Source organism: Pseudovibrio sp. WM33 (assembly GCF_001623165.1).
In the GTDB taxonomy this organism is placed as follows: Bacteria; Pseudomonadota; Alphaproteobacteria; order Rhizobiales; family Stappiaceae; genus Pseudovibrio.
Genome location: NZ_LMCK01000073.1, coordinates 18,738 through 44,328 on the forward strand (window position 1 = coordinate 18,738; position 25,591 = coordinate 44,328).

The window sequence follows — 25,591 nt, forward strand, 5'->3', positions numbered from 1 at the left end:
TTTAAGGAAGTCCCAAGAATAGGGAACGCGTAAAAATAAAGAGGGAATAAGAACTTAGCACCGCAGAGGGGGAATAGAGATGGTATTGAAGAAGCTTGCAGGAAAACTGACTCTTGCAGCAGGCATGGTCGCGAGCCTTGGTATGAGCTCTGCTCACGCGCTTGATAAAATCACCGTAGCCTATTTTCTGGAATGGCCCACCGCGAACCAAGCAGCCCAGATTGACAAGACCTACGACGAAGCGCTGGGTCTGGAAGTTGAGTGGCGGGCGTTTGGCAACGGAAACGAAATGGTTCAGGCTATGGTTTCCGGCGATGTGCAAATTGCGTACAGCAATGGATTCGTGCCTTTCGTTGTTGGTGTTTCCTCCGGTGCTCCAATCAAACTTGTCGGCATCGCCGTGACTTATGCTGAGAACGACCTTTGCATTGTGCGCAATGACACCGGTATTACCAAGGCAAATGCCAAGGAGTTGGAAGGCAAGAAGGTTGCTACTCCAATTGGCAACGTCACCCATTACAAGCTGATCCGCACGCTGGACCATTTGGGCGTTGACCTCAACAAGGTGAACCTTGTGCAAATGAACCCGGCAGATGCAGCAGTTGCTGTTTTGCGCGGTGATGTAGCAATGGGCTGTGCCTTTGGTGGTGCGCTTGACCGGATGAAAACGGTTGGCACCCCGCTGATGACAGGCGCGGAGCAGGAAGCCGTTGGCATCAATACCTTTGATGTGGTGAATGTGACCAGCGATTTTGCCGCTGAACATCCTGAGCTGGTGAAGAAGTTCATGGAAGTCACCAATCAGGCGAACACCGCTTACAACACAGACCCTAACGCAATGTACGACAAGATTGCGCGCGCTGCGGGTATGGACATTGAGCCAGCGAAGAAGATGATCGCGAACTTTGGCTTCCCAACCAATGAAGAGCAGTTAAGTGAGAACTGGCTCGGCGGTGGCATTCAGGCTGCAGCAAAAGGCGTGGCTGATGTCATGGTTTCTGCTGGTGGGCTTGATGAAGCACTGGATGATTACTCCCAGTTCGTCGACGCCAGCTATCTTAAATAAGAGACTTTTGAAAATGGCGGGCAATGTCCCGCCATTCTTCCAATAAAAAGACCGGGCGAACCAGGCATTTTCCAAAGAACCGGGAGAAGCGCTTTGAGTGGAATAGTTGCCGACAATATCTCTATGGTGTTCACCCTTCCCAACGGTGATCAAGTCCATGCTCTCAACAACGTCAATTTGAATGTGAAGGACGGTGAAATCGTCTCCGTTCTTGGTCCATCGGGATGCGGTAAAACAACTCTTCTCAACATCATTGCAGGCTTTCTTCGCCCCACCTCCGGTAAGATCATCCGTGAGAATATGGAGGTGACTGGCCCCGGCTCTGACCGCGGAATGGTGTTTCAGCAGGGCGCATTGTTTGAATGGATGACGGTTGAAAAAAACATCGCATTCGGACCGAAAATGGCGGGACGACCTGCGGCGGAGACCAAACGCAAAGTAGATGAGCTTTTGCAGATTGTCGGCCTGCAGGATTTTGGCAAGAAGCCAGTCTATCAGCTCTCCGGCGGTATGCAGCAACGCGTCGCTTTAGCCCGTTGCCTTGCTAATGATCCGGAAGTGATCTTGATGGATGAGCCCCTTGGGGCGCTGGATGCTTTGACCCGCGAGAAAATGCAGAGCCTTGTGCTCAAACTTTGGAAAGAGACGCGCAAGACAATCATTCTCATCACACACTCTGTTGAAGAAGCCTTGTTCCTTGGAGAGCGACTTATCGTGATGGCCCCCCGACCTGGCCGTATTCTGCGTGAATACGAATTACCGTTTGCGGACCGCGGACTGGTGGAGAGCCCACGCCAGATCAAAGCTTCCCATGAGTTTGTGGAGACGCGTGAGGAAGTCCTGTCCCTTATTTGGGGCATGGAAGAAGAGATTATGGGCAACGACCAAGAACTTGAACCAGCATAGGAGGCCAACATGAGCAAACACCATACACCGCCTTCAGGAGTCTCCGTCTGGCTCGGGCTTAAAGACAATGTTTTCACGCAGCAGAAGACCGTTCGCTTTGGTGATGCCAGCGCGGTTAATTCAGGTCGGTTTTATTCGATCCTGACTGTTGTCATTTTACTATCTGCCTGGGGTATTGCCAGCGCACTCGGCATGCTGGAGAGCTTCTACTGGCCGTCTGTCAATGCAACTCTCACCCGGATGGGCAAGTTGCTTTCGGAAGGCTTCCGAAATGTCGCCTTCTGGGATCACATCGGCATTTCAGTGTTCCGCGTCCTTGGAGGCGTGCTGTTAGGGGCACTTGTTGGCATTCCTCTTGGACTGGCCATGGGCCTTTCCTCTATTGCACGCGGTTTATTCGATCCGATCGTGGAGTTCATGCGTCCGATTCCACCGCTTGCTCTGATTCCACTGATCATTCTGTGGTTTGGTATTGATGAAACCGCAAAGATCTTCCTGCTGTTCCTAGCGTCCTTGTTTATCATGACCATTGCAGCGCGATCTGGAGTGAACAGCGTCAAGATCACCAAGGTGCATGCCGCTTATTCACTTGGAGCGTCTCGCACACAGATCCTGTTTCATGTGATTTTGCCAAACGCGCTGCCGGAGATTTTCACTGGCCTCAGAACAGCCATGGGTGTTTGCTGGGGCACTGTTGTTGCTGCAGAACTGGTTGCAGCGGACAAGGGCGTCGGTTCCATGATCATGATTGCAAAGAACTTTTTGCAAACGGATACGGTGGTGATCGGGATCATGGTCATCGGGCTTATTGGATACACCATTGAACTTGGTATGCGGTATTTGGAGCGCTTGCTCATTCCATGGCAAGGCAAAGGTTGATTGCAACAAGAGGCCACTCAATACCAGAAGGGGAGAGCTGAAAGGCTCTTCCCCTTTTTATTGCTTATCCACTTTGTCCTGAAACCTTGACTATGCACAATTATCGGTTGATTTTGTCGGTAGAAGCTCCCATTTTTTGAGAGTGGGAATAAGAGTTGTTTCAGCACACTTCTGCACGACCTCATCCCATAGAAACTTAAAAGCCTCTCGCCCGGTGAAGAGCTGTTATTTGACGCACGCACTTCCTTGGGGCGGAATATCCAAAAGGTACTCGGCGCCTCGTATTTTCATTGGCAGCAGACCTTTTGCGGCACCTGATCGTTTGAGGAATTGTAATGAAGACCGTCGTAATTGCAGGCGCAACCGGCTATCTGGGTTCTTATCTCACCTCCTATTATCAGCGGCAGGGCTGGTGCGTCCGTGCTCTTGTGCGCAATGAACAAGCAGCCCGTACGAAAGGCCTTGAAGCCAGTGAGTTTTTTGAGGGGGAAGTTACTCAGCCAAACAGCTTGATCGGGCTGATGGATGAGGTTGACCTTGTCGTCTCTGCGCTCGGTATTACCCGCCAGAAAGACGGCTTGAGTTACAACGAAGTGGATTATCAGGCCAACAAAAACTTGCTCGATCTAGCAGTAGAAAACAGCATCCCTCATTTTGCATATGTCCATGTGCTGAACGCGAGTAAACTGCTGAATGTGAAACTCGTGCGCGCCAAACAGCACTTTGTTGAGGTGCTTCAGTCAGCACCAATCAAAAGCACAGTTATTTCTCCAAGCGGGTACTTCTCAGATATTGAGGAATTCCGGGGCATGGCGAAATCTGGCCGGGTTTACATGTTTGGTTCTGGAGACTTTCGCATCAATCCGATCCACGGGGCTGACCTCGCCGCAGCTTGCTTTGAGATTATCGAGGAAGGCCAAGCCTACGCCGAGGTTGGTGGTCCGGTGAAGTACACCCACAACGAGTTGGCTGAGATCGCCTTTAAAAGCTTGAGCAAAAAAACCAGGATCACGCATCTCCCCAATTGGATCAGCATCGCACTACAGCGGGTGCTGGAGACGTTCACATCCGTGAAAACTTATGGGCCGATCCAGTTTTTCCTGAGTGCCATGCGGATGGACATGATTGGAAAGTGCTACGGCAAAATCCGGCTGGAAGATCACTTCGCCCAACTGGAGCAAAAGGAAAAGCAAAATACTGGCTAGATTTCGCTAGTTGAAGGTGGGGGTTGCTGAACTGCGTGTTGCCATACGGTAACGGCTGCCTGGGTGCACAAGGCGTACATAAGTTATGCCCTGCCCTGAAATCCATGTGCGACGCTCAATCGTGAAAACAGGCTCACACTCTTGCAGCTGCAGGAGCCGTTGCTCCTCAGCTGTGGCTTTGTCTGCGCGGAAGACGTGCTCAATGTTTGGGTGTGGGACGCGTTGTAGCAGCCATTCATTTGGGCCGATATCCGCAAAACTCTCCTGCGAGGCTTCAGGCAATGCTGAGATATTGATCCAGCGCACGTCAAGTTGCTGCGGAATGCCGTCACCATAATGCAAGCTTTTCAGAAAAAGAGCTTTCTCATTTTGCTCCAATCCAAGCTGGGCACGAACATCTTCCGGCGGCAGGGCTTCCAGGCGCTCCAGTAGCAGGTACTTGTAAGACTGATCCTTGTTTTCGATTTCTTGCCGGATCACTGGAATGGAAATGGTTGCAGGATGGGATTTCGGTTGAACGACACGGGTACCAGCTTTACGGCGGCGTTCGACCAGTCCAGCATCCGCGAGCTCTCGCATCGCGCGGTTGACGGTTGATCGGGTACACCCAAACTCCTCAGAAAGCGCTTGCTCGCTTGGCAACAAATCACCTGGCTGCCATTGCTGGCTGGTGATCCGTTCCTGCAAAATACCTCTAATTTCCTTATAGGATCGCAAGCGCTTGTCCTGTCGTTTTCATTTGGAATTGATTTGGCGCGTTGTTAGGCTGCTTCCAGCAAAACTGCAAGCTGTTCTCTGTATTTAGCCGTGATAGCTGCACGGTGGATGTGCTGTCCATCTTTCACCATGTGGCGCCCGGCCGACCAGACATCAGTCACCACACGGTCATCACCTGCAAAAATCCAATAGTCGAGATATTGGTCTGGTCTCAGGCCTGCAAATTCAACGCGAGTGGTGTCGATTGCAACCACATCAGCCAGATGGCCTTCCTTCAGCTCACCAGTGCGCCGACCAAGCGCTTGTGCACCGCCTTTGGCAGAGGCCTGATACATGGCCGTGCCGACAGAGCCTTCCCCACACAACATCACATTGCGAGACTGATCACGCAGGCGTTGGCTGTATTCAAGAATGCGCAGTTCTTCAGAGAGCGAGATACGCAGGTTACTATCCGAGCCGACACCATAGACACCACCAGCTTCGATGAATGTTGGGCCATTAAAGATGCCGTCGCCGAGATTCGCCTCCGTAATCGGGCAAAGACCTGCGACTGCACCAGCCTTCGCCATGGCTACCGTTTCCTCTGTAGTCATGTGGGTTGCATGCACAAAACACCAGTTGTTTTGCACATCAACATTGCTCAATAACCATTCGATTGGCCGTGCGCCCAGCCATTCCTGAACGGCTTCCACTTCCTTCATCTGCTCTGAGATGTGGATGTGAACAGGCTTGCCTGCAAACGTGGAAGCAATCTCGCGCAACTGAGATGGGTTGGTTGCCCGTAGTGAATGTGGTGCGATGCCGACCTGACAGTCAACAGGTAGAGTGGCAGTCAGCGTTTTCGACGCTTGCTCAATGAGTTGCAGATGACGATCCAGATCATTGCCGAACCGCAGCTGACCGCCACTGAGTGGCTGTTCGCCTGCACCACCGTAGGAATAGAGCACCGGCAGATGCGTGAGGCCGATGCCTGTCTGGCTGGCAGCGGCAAAGATGCGATCGCTCATTTCTGCAAGGGTGTCGTAGGGTGTTCCATCTAGTTGGTGATGGAGGTAGTGGAACTCACCCACACTGGCATAGCCAGCCTCTAACATCTCCATATAGACCAGCGCTGCGATTGCCTCGGCTTGCTCCGGGCGCAATTGCCCCAAAAAGCGATACATGAGCTCACGCCAGGTCCAGAAACTATCTTTTCCCTTTTGGCGCACTTCTGTCATGCCAGCCATTGCGCGTTGGAAGGCATGTGAATGCAAGTTGGCAGGAGCAGGACAGATCATTCTGCTTTTGCCGGAAACCTCTTCGCCTTCAGGTTTTACCCCAGTCTCAACGGCTTTGATTGTGCCATTGTCGTCCAAGCGCAAGCGCACATTTTCAGTTAGACCAGTGGGAAGTAAAGCCTGCCCTGCAAAGATGGTTTTCATTGCTCACTCAATAGGTTTGATGTGAAACGATGATCAGCTCAGATCATTTTTACATTAATAAGCATATACATAAATGCAACTCACACAACCACATCATTTTTCTAAAATATCACCACATAATGACATAAATGGCTTAATTTAGCTATTTATTCAATCTCCTCAGGCGCATTGGATCAAGAATTACGCACATTGCACATTTTTTATGTATAGACATTAAGCGATTTCCATGTAGATTTTTACTGAAGTGAATTCACGTGGAATCTCGGGAGGGTCCATGACAAGCGGGAGAACCGTACTCACCAACCTGACAGCTGCAACTCTTTCTGAGCAGTCGGATGGTTATGGCCTGATCCATGGCGCAGCGATTGCCATTGAAGACGACACAATCTGTTGGATTGGCCCTGAGCAGGATTTGCCAGAGGACTGGAAAGAGGCTGGACAAACCGACCTTGGCGGACGCCTCGCAACACCGTCTCTCGTTGATTGCCACACGCATATTGTCTATGGCGGTTCCCGCGCTCGTGAGTTTGAGATGCGGTTGAATGGTGCGACCTATGAAGAGATTGCCCGCGCCGGTGGTGGTATTCGTTCCACTGTTGCTGCTACGCGCGCTTCCAGTGAAGAAGACCTGTTAGCCAATGCATTGCCACGCGTTGATGCATTGCTGGCGGAGGGTGTGACACTTCTGGAGATTAAGTCTGGTTATGGGCTGGATCTAAATACCGAGCTGAAAATGCTGCGAGTTGCCCGCAAGATTGGTGAACTTCGGCCAGTCAAGGTCCTGACCACCTTTCTCGGCGCACATGCGTTGCCGCCTGAGTATGAAGGACGCAGTGATGCTTATATCAGCTTTGTTTGCAATGAAGTGCTCCCTGCTGTTCAGGCCGAGAACCTTGCTGATGCGGTTGATGCTTTCTGTGAAGGGATTGCGTTTTCACCTGAGCAGGTCAGCCGCGTATTTGACCGGGCTCAGGAGCTTGGCCTGCCAGTAAAAATTCATTCTGAGCAGCTCTCCAACCTTGGTGGCACGGCTATGGCAGCCAGCCACAAAGCGCTTTCCGCTGATCATCTGGAGTATCTGGATGCCGCCGGTATTGCGAGCATGAAGGAAGCTGGAACTGTTGCCGTTTTGCTGCCGGGCGCATTCTACTTCCTGCGTGAAACTCAGCATCCTCCGCTTCAGGAATTGCGCGATGCCGGTGTTCCGATTGCTCTGGCGACAGATGCTAATCCGGGGTCCTCTCCCCTCACCTCGCTTCTGCTGTGTATGAACATGGCGTGCACTTTGTTCCGCATGACACCGCAGGAAGCGCTGGCTGGGATTACTCGCAATGCAGCCCAAGCACTGGGGCAAGCGGAGACTTGCGGAACTTTGGAAGCAGGCAAGCAGGCAAACATTGCGATCTGGGATGTAAAGGAGCCAGCCGAACTGGCCTATCGGATCGGGTTCAACCCACTGAACCGCCTGTATTTCCTCGGCAAAGACATCACAAAAACACAAGCAAATTAAGCACTGAGGCATTTATGACTAGTTCCCCCACCGTCTCTTCCAAACCTAAACTGATTTTAAAACCGGGAGAAATTGCACTTTCTCAGCTTCAGCAGATCTATCGCACCGAGGCCAATGTAGAACTGGACCGCTCTTGCAAAGAGGGCGTTGAACGAGCTGCTGCTGTTGTGCATGCAGCGGCACAGGGCGATACACCAGTGTATGGGGTGAATACGGGATTTGGGAAGCTTGCTTCTGTCAAAATCCCTAGCGATAATACTGCTACCTTGCAGAGGAACCTCATTCTTTCGCATTGCTGCGGCGTTGGTGATGTGCTGCCGCAAAACATTGTGCGTTTGGTGATTGTGCTAAAACTCGCCTCGCTGGGTCGCGGCGCATCCGGTGTGCGGTGGGAGTTGATTGAGTGTCTTGAACAGATGCTGGCGCACAATGTTGTGCCAGTGGTTCCGGGTCAGGGTAGCGTCGGCGCTTCCGGTGACCTGGCTCCGCTTTCTCACATTGCAGCTGTGATGCTCGGTGAAGGAGAGGCCTTCTTTGGTGGTGTGCGTGTTTCTGGCAAAGAAGCGATGCGGTTGGCTGGTATTCCGACTATTCAGCTAGCAGCGAAGGAAGGCCTTGCGCTGATCAATGGCACGCAGGTTTCAACTGCGCTTGCTCTTGCGGGTCTGTTCCAGGCACATCGTCTTGCGAAGACTGCATTGATTACCGGTGCTATGTCCGTCGATGCGTTGATGGGCTCTGGCGCTCCGTTCCGCCCAGAGATCCAAGAGCTGCGCGGTCATAAAGGCCAAATCTCTGCCGCTGCTACCATTCGCGAGCTAATGTCTGGTTCTGCCATCCGCGAAAGCCACCGCGAGGATGATGAGCGCGTGCAAGATCCGTACTGCCTGCGCTGCCAACCTCAGGTGATGGGTGCCGTACTGGGGCTTCTTGCTCAGGTTGCTTATACGCTTGAGATTGAAGCCAATGCGGTGACTGATAACCCGCTTGTCTTCAAAGACGGCTCCATTGTTTCTGGCGGCAACTTCCATGCTGAGCCTGTAGCGTTTGCTGCAGATCAGACCGCACTTGCCATTGCCGAGATTGGCGCAATCTCGCAGCGCCGGATCGCAACGCTGGTTGATCCTGCACTCAACTACGGTCTGCCGCCGTTCCTGACGCCAAATCCGGGCCTCAACTCCGGCTTTATGATTGCGGACGTGACCTCTGCAGCGCTTTACAGCGAGAACAAACAACGTGCGGCTCCGTGCTCCGTGGATTCAACGCCGACCAGTGCCAATCAGGAAGACCATGTTTCCATGGCGACCCATGCTGCACGGCGCTTGATTGATATGAACGCCAACCTTTCCCAGATCATCGGCATTGAGTTGCTGATGGCGGCTCAAGGCATTGAGTTCCGTACTCCGCTCAAAACCAGTCCGATCTTGCAGGAAGTCATCAAAGCTGTACGCACAGAGGTGGAAGAGCTGGAAGACGATCGCTACATGGCGCCAGATCTGGAAAAAGCGGCTGAGCTTGTTGCTTCTGGTCGAATTTTTGATGCGGCCAGCAAAGCCCAGTTTTTCAAGTTAGAGGAGGCTTGATTGACCTGTTCTTTCTCCCCCCTGATCAAACGTGGTGACAGCCCGATTGTTCTTGCCCAGCCGCATGGAGGCACAGATGTGCCGCTGGCTATCTGGGACAGATTCAACCCAGTTGGGCACGCGCTGGCTGATACGGACTGGCACATCAACCGCCTTTATGACGGCCTGCTGGAAAACGCGAGTGTAATCCAGACACCGGTGCATCGTTATGTAATTGATGCCAACCGTGACCCTGCAGATGTATCGCTTTATCCGGGCCAGAACACCACCACTCTTTGCCCGCTGACTGACTTTGATGGACGCTCAATCTATCGAGATGGGCATGAACCATCTGAGGATGAAGTTGAAGAGCGTCGCACTAAGTTCCATGCACCGTATCATGAGGCGATTGCCGAAGAGCTGGAGCGTGTGCGGCAGAAGTTTGGTGTCGCTGTTCTTTACGACTGCCATTCCATCCGCTCCAATATCCCGTTTCTGTTTGAAGGTGAACTGCCAGTCTTCAACATTGGCACCAATGGCGGGCAAACCTGTGCTTCGATGATTGAGCAGATCACTGTTGAGGCCTGCCGTGCAGATGCCAGCGTAGAAACTGTAGTGAATGCGCGTTTTAAAGGTGGCTGGACAACACGCCATTATGGCAAGCCCGAGACTAGCATGCACGCCATTCAGATGGAGACAGCGCAGCGGGCCTACATGTTTGAGCAGAGCCCGTGGGCTTACGCTCCAGAAAGTGCGGACAAGACGCGAACCACTCTCAAATCCATTCTTACTCAGTTAGAAGCACATGCCCTTGCCGGGGCCTTTTCAAGCGCCAGTACAAGTCGCTAACGGAGCCGACAATGACCGATACGCTCACTCAAGACCCTCGCAAGAATACGCGCGATATCTTTCCACCAACCGGGCCAGAGTTGAATGCCAAGAGCTGGCTGACGGAAGCACCGTTGCGCATGCTTATGAACAACTTGCACCCTGATGTGGCTGAAAACCCGCATGAGCTGGTGGTGTATGGTGGCATTGGCCGTGCTGCGCGCACCTGGAAAGATTTCGACACCATTGTCGATAGCCTCAAAAAGCTGGAAGCTGATGAAACCTTGCTGGTGCAGTCCGGTAAGCCAGTTGGTGTATTCCGCACGCATGAGAATGCACCACGTGTTTTGATCGCTAACTCCAACCTTGTACCGCATTGGGCAAACTGGGATCACTTTAACGAGCTGGATAAAAAAGGTCTGGCGATGTACGGCCAGATGACTGCGGGCTCGTGGATCTACATCGGCTCACAGGGCATTGTTCAGGGCACTTACGAAACCTTCGTTGAGGCAGGCCGTCAGCATTATGGCGGAGACCTGAAAGGCAAGTGGATCCTGACTGGCGGTCTTGGCGGTATGGGTGGCGCTCAGCCGCTTGCTGCAGTCATGGCTGGAGCCTCTTGTCTGGCCGTTGAGTGCAACGAGGACAGCATCGATTTCCGCCTGCGTACCAAATACGTTGATGAGAAAGTCAAGACGCTTGATGAAGCGCTGGAGATGATTGAGCGTTGGACGGCTGCAGCTGAAGCCAAGTCTGTTGGCTTGCTCGGCAATGCCGCTGACATTTTTGCTGAACTGGTTGAGCGTGGTGTTCGTCCGGATATCGTGACAGACCAGACGTCTGCTCATGACCCGATCAATGGATACATGCCACAGGGCTGGACCATGGCGCAGTGGAAAGAAAAACGCGAGAGCGATCCGAAGGCCGTTGAGATAGCGGCCCGTGCCTCCATGAAAGTACATGTGAAGGCGATGCTGGACTTCCATGAACGCGGTGTTCCAACAGTGGATTACGGGAACAACATCCGTCAGATGGCATTTGAAGAAGGCTTAGAGAACGCCTTCGACTTCCCAGGATTTGTCCCTGCCTACATTCGTCCGTTGTTCTGTAAAGGTGTTGGTCCGTTCCGTTGGGCAGCGCTTTCAGGTGATCCAGAGGACATCTACAAGACAGACCAAAAGGTGAAGGAACTCATTCCTGATGATCCGCACCTGCACAACTGGCTAGATATGGCGCGGGAGCGTATCTCCTTCCAGGGGTTGCCAGCACGTATCTGCTGGGTTGGCCTTGGACAGCGTCACCGCCTCGGGCTTGCGTTTAACGAGATGGTTCGCAATGGCGAGCTGAAGGCTCCTGTCGTGATTGGTCGTGATCATCTGGATTCCGGCTCTGTTGCGTCGCCAAATCGTGAAACGGAATCCATGATGGATGGCTCTGATGCTGTTTCTGACTGGCCGCTGCTTAATGCGCTGTTGAACACTGCTTCTGGCGCAACATGGGTGTCTCTGCACCATGGCGGTGGTGTTGGCATGGGCTTTTCCCAGCATTCCGGCATGGTGATTTGTTGTGACGGAACGAAAGAAGCTGATGAGCGTGTTGGCCGTGTGCTGTGGAATGACCCTGCGACAGGTGTCATGCGCCATGCGGACGCAGGCTACCAATTGGCAATTGATTGCGCCAAGGAGAATGGTTTGAACTTACCATCTCTAGGTAAGTAACTGACTCGGGAGTACAAACCTTTCCTGATTAAGACAGCTACTCCATTTCCGGGCAAACTGGTCTAGCCGCGTATTCTGGCACTCCAGACTTTAAACAAAAACCGATAAGGGACCGCAGTTCGCGGCCCCTTGTTATTCTAATTTTTGAGGGGAAAAATTATGAAAAGACGTGATTTTCTTAAGGGCGCAGGTGTTGCAGCAACTGGCGTCGCCGCTGCTTCTGCTCTGGCAGCTCCGGCTGTTGCTTCCGACAAGATCAAGTGGAAGATGGTCACCTCGTGGCCAAAGAACCTTCCGGGTCCTGGCGTTGCAGCGCAGATGCTTGCAGACCGTATCACCATGCTTTCCGGTGGCCGCATTGAGGTAAAACTCTATGCAGCTGGTGAGCTTGTTCCGGGTCGTGGTGTGTTTGATGCAGTATCGGAGGGAACTGCTGAACTTTACCACTCTGTTCCGGCATATTGGGGCTCTAAGTCCAAAGGCTTCCTGCTGTTCGGATCTCAGCCATTTGGTTTGACCGCTGATGAGCAATATGGCTGGATGGCCCATGGCGGTGGTCAGGCGCTCTACGATGAGATGTATGCCCGCTTTAATCTTAAGCCGTTCCTGTGTGGCAACTCTGGCCCACAAGCAGCTGGTTGGTTCCGCACCGAAATCAACTCGGCTGAGGACCTGAAAGGTCTACGCTTCCGTACCACTGGTCTTGCTTCTGAGATGTGCACCAAGATGGGCATGGCTGTTCAAGCAATGGGTGGCCGCGACATGTTCCAGGCACTGCAGACAGGAACACTGGATGCAGGTGAGTTTATCGGACCTTGGACTGACTCTGCTCTGGGTTTTTATCAGGTTGCCAAGAACTATTACTTCCCAGGTGTGGGCGAGCCATCTTCGGCTGAAGAATGTGCTGTGAACTCTGAGGCTTACAGTGCACTCCCAGATGACTTGAAGCAAGTTGTCGCGTTTGCATGCTCGTCGCTCTACAACGATGTTTGGACTGAATACACCACCAACCATGCTAAGGCTCTGAAGATGCTGGTTGCGGAAAAAGGTGTCATGGTTCGCAACATGCCAGAAGACGTTATTCTGGCAATGGGCAACGCTGCGGGTGAAGTGATTGGTGAACTGCGCCAGAACGATGATGAGTTGGTAAAGCGCATCACTGAAAGCTTCCTCACCTACCGTGAATCCATGAAGGAATACAAACCTCTGGCAGACAACGGCCAGATGAATATGCGCCTTCTGGACATCAACTACGGTTAAGCTGCAGTCTTCTGGCTAACTCCCGGTTTGTCAGAATTTTCCGCGCAATACTCAGTCGGGGTACATCACCCCGGCTGCTCTCCTGCTTTCGTCAGTTTAGTGCGTCCCTTTCTCCGAAAATCAGTATCTATTTTTCGAAGGGGCGCTCTAGAAAGCCAAGAAAAAACTCTGGCCTGATCGGATCCCACCGATGACCTCTGTTGTTTTGAAACTCGACGCTATCAACCGTCTGGTTGGTCATATCATTCGCTGGTTTGCGTTGTTTATGCTGCTTTTACAGTTCGCGATTGTTTTGCTGCGTTATCTGTTTGGCATCAGCTACATCTTTCTCGGCGAAGGTGTGCTTTACATGCACGCCGCTGTTTTCATGCTTGGCGCGGGCTACACGCTTCTGGCTGACAAGCATGTGCGCGTCGACATCTTTTACGGGCAGGCCTCTCCCAAGGCCAAAGCCATTATCAACCTGATCGGTGCTTTGCTCTTTTTGCTGCCAACTGTTGGGCTGCTGCTCTGGATCAGCTGGCCTTTTGTTTACAACAGCTGGAAGATCTTAGAGGGGCCGATCTCTGTTGGCGGCATTCCTGCGAGCTTTCTGCTTAAAAGCCTTATTCCAGCATTCTGCGGCCTTCTGATCATTCAGGGTGTTTCTGGTATTTTACGCGATGGCCTCTTCTTGTGTGGTGTTGATGTTGAGGAGCCAAAGCTGTGATTGAGTTTCTCGATATCTTTATGTTCGCGGGCCTGTGCTTTGCGATTTTGCTGGGTTACCCAGTTGCCTTCACGATTGCTGGCGTTGCCGTTCTCTTCGCTGTTCTTGGCGCGCTGGCTGGCACGTTTGATACAGGCCTGCTGGGTGCGCTTTCGCAGCGCATTTTTGGCACGATGACAAACAACGTGCTGATTGCGATCCCGCTCTTTGTGTTCATGGGCCTTGTGCTTGAACGCAGCCGCATTGCAGAGGATCTGCTGGAAGAGATGGGCAAGCTGTTCGGTTCTCTTCGTGGTGGTCTAGGTATTTCCGTTGTGCTTGTTGGTGGGTTGCTCGCAGCTTCCACTGGTATTGTGGGTGCGACTGTGGTGACGATGGCGCTGATTGCATTGCCCACCATGCTGCGTAATGGCTACGATCCGAAACTTGCTGCTGGCACGGTTTGTACAGCTGGCACTCTCGGGCAGATCATTCCGCCCTCAACACTTCTGATCATCCTTTCTGAGGTGATGTCCAACGCCTATCAGCAGGCCCAGTTTGCTGAGGGCAAGTTCACGGTTGAGACAATCAGTGTGGGGCAGACCTTTGCTGCAGCGCTGGTGCCCGGATTGATGCTCGTTGGTGTGTACATCGTCTATCTGCTTGTCCGCGCTTATCTTCAACCGAGCTGTGCGCCTGCTATGGACAAACAAGTGCTGGGTACAACTTCAGTGCGGCGGATTGCATCTGTGCTCATTCCACCGGTGGCTCTGATTATTGCCGTTCTGGGCTCAATTTTGGGCGGTGTCGCGACACCAACAGAAGCTGCTGCGGTTGGTGCTGTTGGCGCTTTGCTGCTTGCTGGTTTCCGGCTGAGCAACGGCAAGTCAAACCTGCTGCTTGGAGCCAGTGTTGTTGCGTTGCTGGCGGTGATTACGCTTGCAGGCTTTACTACCATTCGCTTGCAAAAGAGCGAGCTGACAGCTGCTGACTGGGGCTTGGCGTTTGTTGCGATCGTGCTGTTAATCATCGGCATAAGTGGTCTGCTGCAAAGCGTGATGCGCATGTGGCGATCTCAGTTGTTGGCGCCAGTGATGACCAATACGCTCTCCATCTCAGCGATGATCTTTGCGACCATCATTGGAGCGAGTGTGTTCTCGCTGATTTTCCGCGGCCTTGGAGGTGATACACGCATTGAAGAGCTGATTTCTGCGATGCCTGGTGGAGAGATGGGCGCGCTGCTGTTTGTGATGGCGTTGATTTTCGCACTGGGCTTTTTCATGGACTTCGTTGAGATCTCGGTGATCTTGCTTCCGATCGTTGGCCCTACCCTGCTGATGATGGGCTTTGATCCAATCTGGCTCTCTGTGATGATCGCAATCAATCTGCAAACCAGCTTCCTGACGCCGCCGTTTGGTTTCTCGCTGTTTTACCTACGCGGGGCAGCACCGCCTGAGATCACAACAGGCATGATCTACAAAGGGGTGTTGCCTTACATCCTGCTGCAGATTGTCGGGATGGCACTGGTCTGGTTCTTCCCTCAGATAGCGACATGGTTGCCGTCGGTTTTATTCTGACCGCAGGACATCATTGGAAGTTAAGAAAGGCTGGATATCGCGTCCAGCCTTTCTCATGGATTCATTTCCATAAAGCTCTCCGGCGGGATCCAGGTTTCGGGCATATGCTTGTTGGCCCATCGGCACATTTCCCGAAGCACAGGTAGAATGTCCCTTCCCGACTCAGACAAGAGATACTGGTAGCGTTTTGGGTTCGGTTGATAGAGCTCCTTTTTCACCAATCCAGCCGCTTCCAACTGGTTGAGACGCACTGTCAGAACGCTCGTGGTTATCTTCTCCGGTGAGCTCAGAAACTCTGAAAAGATCTTCTTTCCATTGAACATGTCCCGCAGGATCAGGAGGCTCCAACGGTCTCCCACAATATCCAGCGTATTTGCGATCGGGCAGCCGGAACGGTTTTCGGTTGACATACCGCCAATCTCTCCTATTGTGAATAGTGACTTGCAATTTACAAGTCACTAAGTCATCTCTCAACATTGACTAAGGATAGTATCATGGAAAGCGCTTTTACAGGGTCCTGCCTTTGCGGGAATGTACAGCTGAAATCCACAATGAAGCCGCAGATTACCGCACACTGTCACTGTGATGACTGTCGCAAGTCGTCCGGAACAGGACATTGCACTCATGCAGCTCTGCCCAAAGAAGCGGTTGAAGTGACTGGGGAGCTCACATTTTTTGACAAGCCTGCAAATAGTGGAAATGTAGTCACAAGGGGCTTTTGCCCAACCTGCGGCAGTGCGGTTTACTCACTCAACTCAGCCATGACAGATTTGATCTTTGTGCGTGCATCTGCTGTTGACCAACCGGAGGTCATCGAGCCTCAGGTAAACGTGTATTCCAGTAGAGCACCATCGTGGGATGAGATTGATCCGAAGCTTCCGGCGTTCCCGGAAATGCCTCCGCAAGGCTCACGAGAAGTTATCGAAGAAGGCGTTAGCAGCTAGCGCTTCGTTCCTGTGATGCAGGTAGGCGCTTACCCCCAACGTAGCGCGGTCTGTTTTTCTAATACAAATAGAAACGGGGGGAGCTAGGCTCCCCCCGTCACAGGCAATTTCAGAGATTAAGGAAGAAAACTCTCTTACATTGCCAAGGAGATAAAGATACCCGCGATCGCTGCGCTCATGAGGTTTGAGCAAGTTGCAGCCAACAGAGTGCGAGGACCGTATTTCGCGATGAAGTTCATGCGGTTTGGAGCCAGAACACCCAGGCCACCGATGAGAATACCCATGGAAGAGATGTTTGCGAAGCCACAGAGAGCGAAGGAAACGATTGCTTTGGTCTTTTCCTGAATAATCGGCAGACCCATGTCCATTGCTGTGGCATCGACGAGGTAGTTCTTCAGGTCGAGGTACGCTACGAACTCGTTTACGACCAGCTTCTTACCAATCAGAGAACCTGCAACACCGATGTCAGCCATTGGAACACCCAGCAGGTAAGCGATTGGAGCGAAGATCCAGCCGAGGATCATTTCCAGAGACAGGCTGAAGCCAGCCAGATCACCAACGCCGCCGAGGATCAGGTTCACCAGAGTGATGAGACCGATCATTGCAACAAGGTTTGCACCGATTGCGCCAGCAAGCTGAAGACCATTCATTGCGCCCTGACCGGCAGCAGCCAGCACGTTTTCTGGCTTTTCGTCGCCAAAGTCAGCGCTTGTGTCTACTGTGTAGTTCACTTCTTTGGTTTCAGGCATGATGAGTTTTGCGAAGAGCAAACCGCCTGGCGCAGCCATGAAGGATGCTGCGAGCAGGAACTCAATCTTAACGCCCATCAATGCGTAGCCGCCGAGAACAGTACCAGCAACAGATGCCATACCACCACACATGATAGCGAAGAACTCACTATCAGACATCTTAGGCATGTAAGGCTTCACAACCAGTGGAGCTTCTGTCTGACCAACGAAAACGTTGGAAACCGCAGACATGGATTCGGCCTGATGGGTGCCGAGCAGTTTTGCCAGACCACCGCCAACGACACGAATGACGACCTGCATAACACCAAGGTGGTACAGAACAGCAATCAGAGCGGAGAAGAAAATAACGAGGCAAAGCACGTTGAAGGCAAACACAAAACCAACAGTTTCAGAAAGTGTACCGTTGGTGAGGTTGCCGAAAAGGAAGTTAACACCGGAACGACCGCTGTCGATCACACCGGAAACACCCTTTGACATTGCATGAAGAATAGCACGGCCAGCTGGAATATAGAGCACGAAAGCGCCGATACCAATCTGTAAGGCAAGTGCCCCCCCTACAGTGCGGAGATTGATCGCTTTGCGATTGATTGAAGCCAATACAGCAATAACGATCAGTGTAGCGATGCCAAGAAAACCTGTTGCGAACATTATGAGCTCCTCCCAGAGGCCCTGAGGTAAGTTGTTGATTATGGTTGGGGAGAAATTTGAAGCGCCGGAAGGCGACTAACCGTACCCACCTTCACGTGGACAGTTGAGATGGCCACCCGCATCCAACAAATGCTTTGTCATTGAAAAACAATGTAAAACACCTGCGATTGTAGAACCTTCTGGAGCTTTATCAGGAATTGTCAGTGCTGAGGACATACACACGGTGGGAGTTCGCGAGTATGAGCCGTCAGTCTCAGTGAAAGCGCGGCATACGACAGGCGCAGTACACTCACCTTGCGTAGGTGCGAATGTGAACTGACCCGATTGCATAGTTTGCCTCACCTTTTATTTAATTCCCTTTGATGAGGTCAACCTAGTTGCCTGAGAGGCAATTATTAAGTTTTTTAAATATATCAATCGTTTCGAAGTTCGAAACAAACTAGAAAATATTACGTAGAAAACCACGTCACATACGTATTATTTCGTAGATTATAGTTCTTACAGAACATATAGAATAAAAATAGTAGAACTTTAAGAGCTACAACCTAGAACAAAATAAGAATAACAAAACAAGTTCATGCACGATCTAATCACATCAGGCCGTATTACTTTGAGAATGCTGCGTTACTTCCATCAAGTGTCAGTAAGTGGACACTTTGGGCGTGCGGCGGAAGAGCTGCATATTTCTAAGTCACCGATGTCCATACAAATCAAAGAGTTGGAGGTTGCCCTCGGTCTCTCTCTCTTTCAGCGTGACTCACGAAATGTTTCTCTGACTGCTGCGGGGCGCGTGTTGAAACGTGAGTGCGAGCAGATTTTCAATACGTTGGATTACGCCATTACCAACACTCAGCGGCAGGGACGTGCGGAAAACTCGACCCTCAGCATCGGGATGGTGAGCAGCGCCTTTCTGGATGGATTTGCGAACCTGCTCTCGGATTTCAAGAGCAAGCATCCGGATTGTTCTCTGAATTTTACCGAGTTGGCGCCCAATCAACAGAAGGAAGCGCTGGATGGCGGCATCATTGATCTGGGTATCTGCCGCTATGGCGATACACTCAATGAGCCTGCCTTAAACTCAAAAGTATTGGTGAGAGAAAACCTTACACTGGCAGTGCCTAGCACGCACCCTCTCAAGGATCGCAGGGTGGTGGGACTGGAAGAGCTAAAAGATGAGGAAATGGCTGTTCTGGACCGAAGCATGTCCAACTCGACGCCGTTTTTGATTGCAAGATGTAAAGATCAGGGCTTCTACCCTAAAGCTGCCTTTGAGGTTCAGGAGCCAAGTACCTTGTTGGCGCTGGTTGCTTCTGGTCAGGCGATTGCTTTAGTCAGCGACTGTTTTCGTAGTCAGAAATCCAAGAACGTACGTTTCATTCGCTTGAAGGAAGACATTCCGGCAGACCTTTGCGCAATTTACAAAAAGAACTATGAAACCGATATCTTGCGCAAGTTTCTGCAGTTCATCGAGTTTGACTACAAACCGCAGATTGATGAGAACTGAGGGAAGCTTGTATGTCCCCTCAGTTTATGACCTAAGCAGTTTCCTGTTCAGAGATGCTGACGTCCATCCGCTTTCCTGTATCAGCATTGAAGAGATGTACGCCTGACAGCGTCAGCTCCACGTAGACCTGGTCACCAGCTCGGCGCGTTATCTCTGGATCTTCGCGAATAACCATTTGCTCACCAGTTTCTAACTCAACATGCACATAGGTGGTGTCTCCTAGGTATTCTTCCAGCAAGACTTCTGCCTTCAGATAGCTCTCCGCTGCTTGATCATGCAAAATGCCATGGGAAGGACGGATGCCGAGTGTGACTTTAGTAGGGATGACGGAGGCATTGTTGGAGATTGGAAGAAGTGTCCCATCTTTCAACTGCGCACTGTTTTCACTCAGTTTTTCCAGCTGAAGGAAGTTCATATTAGGGGAGCCAATGAAACTTGCCACAAACAGGTTTGCTGGTCGCTCATAAAGATCTCGCGGTGTGCCGACCTGTTGGATCTCGCCATCATTCAGAACCACGATACGATCTGCCAGTGTCATAGCCTCAACCTGATCGTGGGTCACATAAACCATAGTTGCTGACAGACGTTGATGAAGGCGTGCGATTTCCAACCGCACTTGTCCACGCAATGCTGCATCCAGATTTGAGAGAGGTTCATCAAACAGGAAAATCTTGGGATCTCTCACAATTGCACGGCCAATTGCAACACGTTGGCGCTGTCCACCTGAGAGCTGAGAAGGCTTTCTGTCCATCAAGGGGTCCAGTTCCAGAGCCCGAGCGCTTTCTGCAACGCGATCCTTGATTTCAACCTTTGAGTATCCTGCTTGCTTCAGGACCAGCTCCATGTTTCCCCGCACACTCAAATGCGGATAGAGCGCGTAAGTTTGAAAGACCATGGCGATCTCACGCTTAGACGGCGGAAGGTGTGCGATGGATTTGCCTTCAATGGCGATATCGCCCGCGCTTTCGTCTTCCAGCCCCGCCATGATGCGCAGGAGTGTGGACTTTCCGCAGCCGGATGGCCCGAGCAAGACGAGGAACTCACCGGATTGGATATCAAGGTTGATACCATCCAGTACATTCTCAGCACCGAAAGACTTGTAGAGGGATGAGATTTTCAAGTTAGCCATATTACAAGTCCAGTTTCTGAGCCGTGCCTGTGCGCACAGCCTGATCTGCCGCCAATACGACAGCCAGAGAATTTACCGCTGCATTCATGTGATCTTCTAAATCCAGCCCTGCACGGATAGCTGTGAGCACAAAGGCTTGCTCGCGATCACACAGGGCCTGATGCCCCGGTTCACCATCCATGCTGAGTACATCGTCTTTGCGTGTAAACTCGCCGTTCGCATCCGTTTCTCCGTAATGAACCCGGATGGTGGAGGTTTTGGTGTGCATGTCGATATCGTCCGAACGGGCCTCGCCTTCCATGACAATCGAGACGCTGCCATTTTTCGAGACGACATCTTTGACGAAGAACGCGGTTTCCGACATCATCGGGCCCCACCCTGCCTCGTACCAGCCGACGGAGCCATCCTCGAACAGGACTTGCAGATGGCCGTAATTGTACATGTCATCGGGCAGTTCATCACTCAAACGCACGCCCATGCCACGCACTTCGACCGGCTTGGCGTCGGTGATCTGGCACATGACATCGATGTAGTGGACGCCACAGTCGACAATCGGTGATGTGGTTTGCATCAGCTGTTTGTGGGTTTGCCACGTGGCGCCGCTGGATTGCTGGTTGAGGTTCATGCGGAAAACGTAAGGCCCGCCCAGTTTGCGCGACTGCTCTATGAGGGTTGTCCATGATGGGTGATGGCGCAGGATATAACCAACCACCAGTTTCCGTCCCAGCTTGCGAGCAGTTTCCACGACACTTTGAGCATCTTCCAGAGTGGTTGCCAGTGGCTTTTCTACAAACACATCTGCCCCTGCTTCCATCGCCATAACCGCATATTCAGCATGGCTGTCTGAATAAGTGCAGATGGACACAAGGTCAGGTTTGGTTTCAACCAGTGCCTGCGCAAAGTCAGATTGGATGGTGTAGCCACTCAACTCTTCAGGCAATTCCACCGGTGATCGATTGACCAGCCCTACGATCTCAAATCCCGGATTGGTCTCATACGCCAGAGCATGGGATTTTCCCATGTTTCCTAGGCCAGCCACGAGCACGCGGATAGGTTTGTTACTCATTTGACTGCTCCAGATGTTAGGCCGCGAATGAGTTGGCGTGAAAAGAGCGTGTAGAGAATGAGGACCGGAATAACTGCCAGTGCCATAGCAGCGAGAATTGCATTCCAGTTGTTGGAATATTGCCCAACAAACACCTGAGCGCCCAGTGTGAGTGTTTTGGTATGCTCTGCGGGGGCCAGAACGAGTGGGAACCAGAGATCATTCCAAATCGGGATCATGGAGAAGACAGCCACTGTTGCCATTGCGGGCCTGATGAGAGGCAGTACGAGGCGTAAGAAGATGGAGTATTCTGAAAGGCCATCAATACGACCAGCGGATTTGAGGTCTGATGACACTGTCGACATGAACTCGGAGAGAATGAAGATCGCCAGTGGCAGGCCTTGCGCTGTGTAGACCAGTATGAGAGCCCAATGCGTGTTCACGAGATCCGTTGCGACCATCAAGCGGAGAATTCCGACAGTTCCCAGACGGATCGGGATCATAATGCCCAGCGCCATATAAAGACCCATGAGGCGATTACCGCGGAACTTGTATTCACTGAGCGCAAAAGCTGCCATTGCCCCAAACAGGAGAATGAGACACAGGCTCACACCAGTCACGAACAGCGAGTTCCAGAAATATAGCGGGAAGTTGCCTTGCTGCAGCACTGTTGAATACCCAACCAGATCCAGTGTTTCGGAGGTTGGGAGTTCCAAGGGCTTGCGGAAGATTGCTTTTTTGGTTTTGAGCGAATTGATGAGAATGAGAAGAACAGGGAAAAGCGCGATCACTGCAAACGTGAGCAGGATTACATGCGCTCCCAGTTCTGCCATTCGGTTTCGTCTTGCACGAGAAATAGCCATTTGCGCCTCACATCTCGTAGCGGGTCAGCTTGCGCTGAATAAAGAAGAGATAGACAGCAACACCCATCAGGATGATGAAGAACATCATCGTCGCAATGGCGGCACCCATGTTGGGGTCACCGGGTTGCAACTGTTGCCCGTAAAACGTTCGATACAAGATCGTGCCCAGCAGGTCTGTCGAGAAATTTGGCCCCGCAAGCGGCCCCTGCGTGGTGTAGATCAAGTCAAACGCGTTGAAGTTGCCCACGAAGGTTAGGATAGAGATGATGCCGATGGTTGGCAGGATCAGGACCAGCTTGATCTTGAAGAACTGGGAAATGCCGGTCACGCCATCACATTCAGCTGCTTCAATCACCTCGTCGGGAATAGAGAGAAGCGCAGCATAAATCAGCATCATTGGAATGCCGATGAACTGCCAGACAGAGATGAGAGAAAGTGTGGTCAACGCTGTTTCTTCTTTACCGAGGAACGGTAGATACCAACTGCCAACCCCGACAGACTTCATCAGACCTTTGGAAACGCCCCATAGCGGGGAGAGCATGAGCTTCCAGACGAACCCGACCACAACGAAGGACAGAAGGGTCGGCATGAAGATGGCAGTGCGATAAAACTTCTTGCCCGGCAGATGCACCATGGAGAGCAAAGCCGCAATCAGGACACCAATCGGATTTTGCACCAGCATGTGGATCAGGAAAAAATAGCAGTTGTTCCAAAGCGAATTGAGGAACGGCTTGACCCAGTACGGATCGAAGAACAGCTTGATGTAGTTCTCCAAGCCGACAAACGAGATCACTTGCGTGGTCGTATCTCTTTGGAAGAACGAAAAGCGCAGGGTTTCGGCCAGCGGCAGGATCATAATCATCGTGTAAACGATGACTGCCGGTGCCAAAAAGACAAGTACATGCCAGCGGAACGGCTTCTTCTTCCGCTCACTGACCATAAGGTCCTGTTCCAATTCCATCATCTCTCATTGCAATGCAGATGCGCGGGTCAGTCCGCACATCTGCTGTTTTGTATTCAGTCAGAGAGATGGCTTAATCCATCTGAGGTTCGTACCAGGCGCTCAGCCCCTTCTGAAGCTGGTTCGCTGCATCCGCAGGCGTCTGCTTGCCATTGATGACGTTTGCAGACACGACCCACATTTCGTTCCAGAGGTTTGGAGTACCGCGAGAAACGATCTGTGCCGCAGAGCGGTTGGTGGACTGACAGTCTTTACGCCAGGAGATGAACTCGTCTGCCAATGGATCAGTGAGCGAGATCTCATGCTTGGACAAGGAGAAGAAGCCCGGCACAGCGTTGGAATAGAGTTCTGCGAACTCTTTGGTGCCCATCCACTCAAGGAACTTCATGGCAGCTTCAGAATTTGGCGAGGCTGCATTCAGGCCAATGCCGATGTCAGTGTGGTCTGAGATGTAGCAGCTGTCACCCTCTGCTGGCAGAGGTGGACGGAAGGCGCCAAGCTTGAAGTCTGAATCGCGGTTGAAGCCTGCAATTTCCCAAGAGCCTGATGGATAGATTGCAGCGCGGCCCAGTGTGAACAGTGTCTGGCTATCCGGATAGGATTGAGCTTCATAGCCATCCCCAAGGTACGGCCCCCAGCTTGCCAGCACTTCAAAAGGCTTTACCCAGCCATCATCCGTCAACTTGCCGGTGCCAGCAACGACTGCCTTACGACCTTCTTCACCTTTCCAGTACATTGGCCCAATATTCTGATAGCCCATTGCAGCGGATTCCCACTGATCCAACGTGCCCATCGCCATTGGGATGTAATTGCCGTCTTCCTTAATCTTGTCGAGAACAGCAATGAACTCTGCCTGAGTTTTCGGTGGTTCAACACCGACTTCAGCAAAAGCATCCTTGTTGTAGATGAAGCCGTGGATCACAGCGGCCATTGGCACACAGAAGGTTGCGCTGCCATCATCTGTGCTCCACGCCCCTTTTGCTGAATCCGGGAAGTTGTCGAGGGTTGCCATGCCCTGCAGGTTCTTCAGGTAACCTTTGCTGTAAAGATCCAGCGACCCATCAAACGGACGGCATGTGATCAGATCACCAGCGGTTCCACCTTCCAGCTTTGCATTCAGTGCAGCGTTGTATTGCGTTGGAGCTGTTGGCGAGAATCTGATTTTGACCTCTGGATGCGCCTTCATAAACGCTGGCAAAATGGTTTCCTGCCAGATGCTCAAGTCGTCGTTACGCCAGCTCTCAATTGTCAGTTCTGAAGCAGCAAAAGCAAAGGATGCGGAGCCCAGAAGCAGGGATGCAGCAATGCCTGATGACAAATAGTGTTTCATTATTTCCTCCCATAACAAATAATCGAATACCGCCTTGAAAAACCGTCGGTATCGCAACTCGCCTGCCCCCCAGCGGGCGAATATTCCTGTTGGCACATTACGATCTAAACGGATCGCAATGCGCGCATAAATCAATCAGGTTGATGTAACCCAAGCACCCGAAGAGATTCTCCCAAATCTCCCTGAGTTTCATTCAATACGTTGATGGCCTGTTGCTTTGTTGCTCCCAGCACCAGCAAGACAGCCAGTTTAATCTGGCTTCCGCTTTCATGCAGGGCCGCAGCGGCTTTTTCCTGAGAGCAAGCGGTGAGTGAGACCACCATGTCTTTGGCGCGCTGATCAAGCTTGATGTTGGTCAGCTGCATATCCACCATGTAGCCACGATATACCTTCTTCAACCGCACCATAAGCGCCGTAGAGAACAGGTTGAGCGCCGCTTTTTGGCTGGTACCTGCGGATAGTCTGGTTGATCCTGCCAAAACTTCAGGACCCGTCCTTAACAGGATTTCATGCTCGGCATCGGCCAGTAACGGGCTTTGCGGATTGTTCGCCAGTGATATGGTCAGAGCCCCCGCGCCTCTGGCGGTTTGAATGGCAGAGCGGGTAAAAGGTGTGGTGCCGCTTGCTGCAACACCTAAAACGACATCAGAAGCGCTGACATTATTCTCCAAAATGAAAGCACGGCCTGCTTCTTCGCTGTCCTCAGCGCCTTCCTGCGGGCGTAACAATCCAGCTTCGCCGCCTGCCAGACCATAGATCAGGCGATGCTCTGGCCAGCCAAATGTAGGGATGAGTTCAATGCCATCCAGAACGCCCAGTCTGCCTGAGGTCCCTGCGCCGACGTACACAAGTCTACCTTCGGTTCCATGTAATCTTTGGGCAGCGGCATCAATTGCGGCTTCCAGCTCACCCAACGCAGACCAGACAGCGTTGAGGGCTTGCATTTGACCACCGAGCAAGGCCTTGAGGACTTCGTCAGTCCCCCATGTTTCCAAGCCCGCATAACGTGAAGATCTTTGCTCAGTTTCACGCCACTCCTGCGGATTGGAATGTTCTGGAAACCCCACTTTTTTGGATATGC

Annotated in this window: 23 protein-coding genes; 13 read left to right on the forward strand and 10 right to left on the reverse strand. The window is 52.0% G+C overall.

Features of this window, described 5'->3' with window-relative positions; genetic code table 11:
• Window positions 1–79 precede the first annotated feature (79 nt).
• From PsWM33_RS12395 to PsWM33_RS12410, 4 genes are all read left to right on the forward strand, one after another.
• Entirely contained in the window at window positions 80–1,066 is a 987-nt protein-coding gene (locus tag PsWM33_RS12395) for a taurine ABC transporter substrate-binding protein (RefSeq protein ID WP_063300446.1), read from the forward strand.
• Window positions 1,067–1,189: 123 nt separating this feature from the next.
• Complete coding sequence (locus tag PsWM33_RS12400) at window positions 1,190–1,972, forward strand: taurine ABC transporter ATP-binding protein (protein WP_063295086.1); 783 nt, start codon at window positions 1,190–1,192, stop codon at window positions 1,970–1,972.
• Between the two features lie 9 nt (window positions 1,973–1,981).
• Complete coding sequence (locus PsWM33_RS12405; RefSeq protein ID WP_057464094.1) at window positions 1,982–2,851, forward strand: ABC transporter permease; 870 nt, start codon at window positions 1,982–1,984, stop codon at window positions 2,849–2,851.
• 335 nt (window positions 2,852–3,186) lie between these two features.
• The gene (locus PsWM33_RS12410; RefSeq protein ID WP_063300447.1) at window positions 3,187–4,056 is read left to right on the forward strand and encodes an SDR family oxidoreductase; all 870 of its coding nucleotides are present in this window, start codon (window positions 3,187–3,189) and stop codon (window positions 4,054–4,056) included.
• Window positions 4,057–4,062: 6 nt separating this feature from the next.
• On the opposite strand, the gene PsWM33_RS12415 is transcribed toward PsWM33_RS12410, so the two are convergent.
• Complete coding sequence (locus PsWM33_RS12415; protein WP_063290945.1) at window positions 4,063–4,773, reverse strand: UTRA domain-containing protein; 711 nt, start codon at window positions 4,771–4,773, stop codon at window positions 4,063–4,065.
• Window positions 4,774–4,817: 44 nt separating this feature from the next.
• Window positions 4,818–6,194, reverse strand: a complete 1,377-nt coding sequence (locus PsWM33_RS12420) for a formimidoylglutamate deiminase (RefSeq protein ID WP_063295083.1) — start codon at window positions 6,192–6,194, stop codon at window positions 4,818–4,820.
• Between the two features lie 274 nt (window positions 6,195–6,468).
• Between PsWM33_RS12420 and hutI the strand changes: the two genes are divergently transcribed.
• From hutI to PsWM33_RS12455, 7 genes are all read left to right on the forward strand, one after another.
• Window positions 6,469–7,704 (forward strand): imidazolonepropionase, encoded by a 1,236-nt coding sequence (hutI, locus tag PsWM33_RS12425; protein ID WP_063300448.1) that lies wholly within the window; start codon window positions 6,469–6,471, stop codon window positions 7,702–7,704.
• 14 nt (window positions 7,705–7,718) lie between these two features.
• On the forward strand, window positions 7,719–9,287 hold the full coding sequence (hutH, locus tag PsWM33_RS12430) for a histidine ammonia-lyase (protein ID WP_063295081.1): 1,569 nt from the start codon (window positions 7,719–7,721) through the stop codon (window positions 9,285–9,287).
• On the forward strand, window positions 9,288–10,115 hold the full coding sequence (gene hutG, locus PsWM33_RS12435; protein WP_082826989.1) for an N-formylglutamate deformylase: 828 nt from the start codon (window positions 9,288–9,290) through the stop codon (window positions 10,113–10,115).
• Window positions 10,116–10,126: 11 nt separating this feature from the next.
• Complete coding sequence (hutU, locus tag PsWM33_RS12440; RefSeq protein ID WP_063300449.1) at window positions 10,127–11,812, forward strand: urocanate hydratase; 1,686 nt, start codon at window positions 10,127–10,129, stop codon at window positions 11,810–11,812.
• Window positions 11,813–11,971: 159 nt separating this feature from the next.
• The gene (locus PsWM33_RS12445) at window positions 11,972–13,072 is read left to right on the forward strand and encodes a TRAP transporter substrate-binding protein (RefSeq protein ID WP_063295079.1); all 1,101 of its coding nucleotides are present in this window, start codon (window positions 11,972–11,974) and stop codon (window positions 13,070–13,072) included.
• Between the two features lie 190 nt (window positions 13,073–13,262).
• The gene (locus PsWM33_RS12450; protein WP_063300450.1) at window positions 13,263–13,781 is read left to right on the forward strand and encodes a TRAP transporter small permease subunit; all 519 of its coding nucleotides are present in this window, start codon (window positions 13,263–13,265) and stop codon (window positions 13,779–13,781) included.
• Window positions 13,778–15,337, forward strand: a complete 1,560-nt coding sequence (locus PsWM33_RS12455; RefSeq protein ID WP_082826990.1) for a TRAP transporter large permease — start codon at window positions 13,778–13,780, stop codon at window positions 15,335–15,337. Before PsWM33_RS12450 ends, PsWM33_RS12455 begins: the two co-directional genes overlap by 4 nt.
• 53 nt (window positions 15,338–15,390) lie before the next feature.
• Here PsWM33_RS12455 and PsWM33_RS12460 read toward each other — a convergent pair whose 3' ends face one another.
• On the reverse strand, window positions 15,391–15,747 hold the full coding sequence (locus PsWM33_RS12460) for a winged helix-turn-helix transcriptional regulator (RefSeq protein ID WP_063295077.1): 357 nt from the start codon (window positions 15,745–15,747) through the stop codon (window positions 15,391–15,393).
• Between the two features lie 84 nt (window positions 15,748–15,831).
• On the opposite strand from PsWM33_RS12460, the gene PsWM33_RS12465 reads away from it, so the two are divergent.
• Window positions 15,832–16,281, forward strand: coding sequence for a GFA family protein (locus PsWM33_RS12465; RefSeq protein ID WP_063286673.1), 450 nt, complete (start codon window positions 15,832–15,834; stop codon window positions 16,279–16,281).
• Window positions 16,282–16,415: 134 nt separating this feature from the next.
• Here PsWM33_RS12465 and PsWM33_RS12470 read toward each other — a convergent pair whose 3' ends face one another.
• Entirely contained in the window at window positions 16,416–17,678 is a 1,263-nt protein-coding gene (locus PsWM33_RS12470) for a NupC/NupG family nucleoside CNT transporter (protein WP_063295076.1), read from the reverse strand.
• A gap of 577 nt (window positions 17,679–18,255) precedes the next feature.
• On the opposite strand from PsWM33_RS12470, the gene PsWM33_RS12475 reads away from it, so the two are divergent.
• Window positions 18,256–19,182 carry a LysR substrate-binding domain-containing protein gene (locus PsWM33_RS12475; protein ID WP_057464105.1) on the forward strand — a complete coding sequence of 309 codons (927 nt, stop codon included), beginning with the start codon at window positions 18,256–18,258 and terminating at the stop codon, window positions 19,180–19,182.
• Between the two features lie 31 nt (window positions 19,183–19,213).
• Here the strand turns inward: PsWM33_RS12475 and PsWM33_RS12480 are convergent, their stop codons facing one another.
• From PsWM33_RS12480 to PsWM33_RS12505, 6 genes are all read right to left on the reverse strand, one after another.
• Window positions 19,214–20,311 carry an ABC transporter ATP-binding protein gene (locus PsWM33_RS12480; protein WP_063300451.1) on the reverse strand — a complete coding sequence of 366 codons (1,098 nt, stop codon included), beginning with the start codon at window positions 20,309–20,311 and terminating at the stop codon, window positions 19,214–19,216.
• 1 nt (window position 20,312) lies between these two features.
• The gene (locus tag PsWM33_RS12485) at window positions 20,313–21,377 is read right to left on the reverse strand and encodes a Gfo/Idh/MocA family protein (protein WP_063300452.1); all 1,065 of its coding nucleotides are present in this window, start codon (window positions 21,375–21,377) and stop codon (window positions 20,313–20,315) included.
• Entirely contained in the window at window positions 21,374–22,189 is an 816-nt protein-coding gene (locus PsWM33_RS12490) for a carbohydrate ABC transporter permease (protein ID WP_446737450.1), read from the reverse strand. Before PsWM33_RS12490 ends, PsWM33_RS12485 begins: the two co-directional genes overlap by 4 nt.
• A gap of 37 nt (window positions 22,190–22,226) precedes the next feature.
• On the reverse strand, window positions 22,227–23,180 hold the full coding sequence (locus PsWM33_RS12495; RefSeq protein WP_082826991.1) for a carbohydrate ABC transporter permease: 954 nt from the start codon (window positions 23,178–23,180) through the stop codon (window positions 22,227–22,229).
• 73 nt (window positions 23,181–23,253) lie between these two features.
• Entirely contained in the window at window positions 23,254–24,510 is a 1,257-nt protein-coding gene (locus PsWM33_RS12500) for an ABC transporter substrate-binding protein (RefSeq protein WP_063300453.1), read from the reverse strand.
• Window positions 24,511–24,641: 131 nt separating this feature from the next.
• Complete coding sequence (locus PsWM33_RS12505; protein WP_063300473.1) at window positions 24,642–25,589, reverse strand: N-acetylmuramic acid 6-phosphate etherase; 948 nt, start codon at window positions 25,587–25,589, stop codon at window positions 24,642–24,644.
• Between the last annotated feature and the right edge of the window lie 2 nt (window positions 25,590–25,591).